This is a genomic window from Paraburkholderia sp. RL17-381-BIF-C, assembly GCF_046026435.1.
Taxonomy (GTDB): Bacteria; Pseudomonadota; Gammaproteobacteria; order Burkholderiales; family Burkholderiaceae; genus Paraburkholderia.
Genome location: NZ_JARESX010000263.1, coordinates 1 through 291, shown reverse-complemented (window position 1 = coordinate 291; position 291 = coordinate 1). Strand labels below are relative to the sequence as shown.

1 protein-coding gene is annotated in these 291 nt (G+C 55.7%); it reads left to right on the top strand.

Going from position 1 to position 291, the window contains the following annotated elements:
- On the top strand, positions 1–213 hold a 213-nt coding region (locus tag P0D70_RS36980), incomplete at its 5' end, for an ATP-binding protein (protein WP_408188154.1).
- Positions 214–291: the final 78 nt, after the last annotated feature.

The window sequence follows — 291 nt, the reverse complement described above, 5'->3', positions numbered from 1 at the left end:
TGGGACCAGACCTTCGCTGACGATGCAACGCTCACGGCGGCGCTCCTCGACCGGTTGCTTCATCACGCACACGTCGTGCCGATCTCCGGCGACTCGTACAGGCTGAAGGAAAAACGTCAGGCCGGCATGATCAACCGCATCCCACCGCCGCACCTAAACGAAGCGGACGACGTCAAACGCAAACGCAATTCGAAGGAGGCAGCACTCAGCTAAAGACCGTATGCGCGGGTGTATCAAATTTATATTGCGTTTGCGTTCGAAGCTGTATCAACTTGAGATTGCGTTTGACAC